General features: G+C 66.9%; 1 pseudogene. It reads right to left on the bottom strand.

What is annotated here, in order from left to right:
- Nucleotides 1-92 precede the first annotated feature (92 nt).
- Nucleotides 93-949: pseudogene (locus tag IE107_RS34335) on the bottom strand (IS110 family transposase).
- Nucleotides 950-1903 lie beyond the last annotated feature (954 nt).

The following is a 1903-nucleotide window of genomic DNA, read 5'->3' as shown; positions in this document are numbered from 1 at the left end:
TCATGCAGGCGTTCCCCGTGACGTTCGGCTGCAGCAGACTGGCCCGGCAGAGCGTGCACGACCAACGAGGAAGGAACTTCCCAATCGTGTTGTCAAGCCGCTCCCGTGACGGGGGGTGAAGCGTGAAAGTACTTTCCGTCACGGATCATCGCCCCCAAGACGTTGAGGCGTCGGCGCGCAAGAGCCAGCAGGGCCTGCTTGTGTCCCTTGCCCTCGCTCCGTTTCCGGTCGTAGAACGCCTTCGAGACGGGGCAGCACTGAAGGCTCACCATGGCCGACAGGTACATGGTTCTCAGCAGACCGCGGTGGTAGCGCCGAGGGCGGCGCCGTTTGCCGCTGACGCGTCCGGAGTCACGTGGTCTGGGAGCCAGGCCGGCGAAGCCGGCCAGGCGGTCGGAGGTGCCGAAGGCGCCCATGTCGCCACCGGTGGCGGCGAGGAACTCGGCTCCGAGCTTGGTGCCCATGCCGGGCAGGCTGCGGATCACCTCGGCGTGCGGATGCTCGCGAAACCGGGCCTCGATCAGGGCGTCGAGCTCGGCGATCTCCTCATCGAGGGCCATCACCCCCCTTCGCGATCGCGTCGGACGCGGGCCTGGTCGGCGATGACGAAGGCGTCCTTCGCATCGGTCTTGCCCTCGCCCTTGTAGGTGGCCGAGGCCCGGTGGACCGCCAGGCCGGTGAGGTAGGCGACCGGCTGGCCGTGGCTGACCAGCAGGCCGATCAGCAGCGCGGCACCGCCGTGGTTGAGGTCCACAGCCCACAGCGCGTCGGCGGACATCTCCAGGACATCGCCGATCAGGGCGAGCAGTTCACTCTCGTCGTTCGCGACCCGGCGGGACAGCAGCCGCTTCCCCTCCGCATTGATGACCACGCAGTGGTGGTGCGTCTTGCCGATGTCCACCCCGGCCCAGATCTCGGGCACGTGACCCTCCGCCAGCTCGTCGTACATCGATCCCGCAGACGACCTCGCCGACGTTGTCCTACAGCAGCGATCGGGGTCGCATCTCCCAATTGGCGGTCGAGTCGTCGCGGGGCTCCGGGTGGCCAAGTTCCTTAACTCGCAGAGCTCGGGCTCCACCTCCAGCACCGCCTCACCACGAACGTTGATCATGATGGAACCGTCACCGCTCGTGGTTCCTGTGGTCATATCTCCTCCAGAACCCGCTGGACGCCGCACGTCGGAACGTCCTCCGCGTCAATTTCATAAGGGCCAACCCGGCCCACCGAAAAGAACCCTGCCAAAGCGTGGCGCGCTTGTTCCCCCGAGGTTGAGAGGATGGAACGGAAGCGGATACCGCTCAGCGTCGCCGAAGGCTGGAGCGACGGGGCTCGTCCAGAACCACGTCCAGGCCGACGGAACCCTTCCGACCGGCGACATCGTCGTCCAGGGCGCAGACCTCGAACGTTGGGTGGCTCAGCGGCACGCGTGGGAACAGTTGATGCCCGTACGGCAGTGGATCCTGGAGAACATCCCAGGATCACACCGGCCGAGGACAACGAACGGCCGGCACGGCGGACGCAGAACGACAAGCAGGCCGCCGATCCGGAGGCGGCACCGCAGTTCCACGCCCGGGAGGGACACCGGAGAGTGCCCCGGAAGTACGCCCGCGCACCTGAAATCGGCAGAGGCAGTGTTGGGCCGTCAGAAAGCTGCTGACGGGGTCGTCGTGGTCAAGCTCGGCACCTGGCTCGACAACGTCCGCACAGGGTGCAGGGCACGTGCTGCGTGTGGATCCGTTCCATGCCGCTACGGCTGTACACCGCCCTCTTCGGCGCCCCCGCGCGCCGCCGCGCGCTTCTGCGGTCCCGAGCTGGATGTTCCGAGAAGGGATATTCTTGTGGCCGGGGACGGACGAGAATCCCGGCCCGATTACGGCGGGCCGGGATTCTCTGGCATGCGTAT

Origin of the sequence: Streptomyces gelaticus (assembly GCF_014649535.1) — a bacterium.
GTDB classification, from domain to species: domain Bacteria; phylum Actinomycetota; class Actinomycetes; order Streptomycetales; family Streptomycetaceae; genus Streptomyces; species Streptomyces gelaticus.
This window is presented reverse-complemented; position numbering and strand designations above follow the sequence as displayed.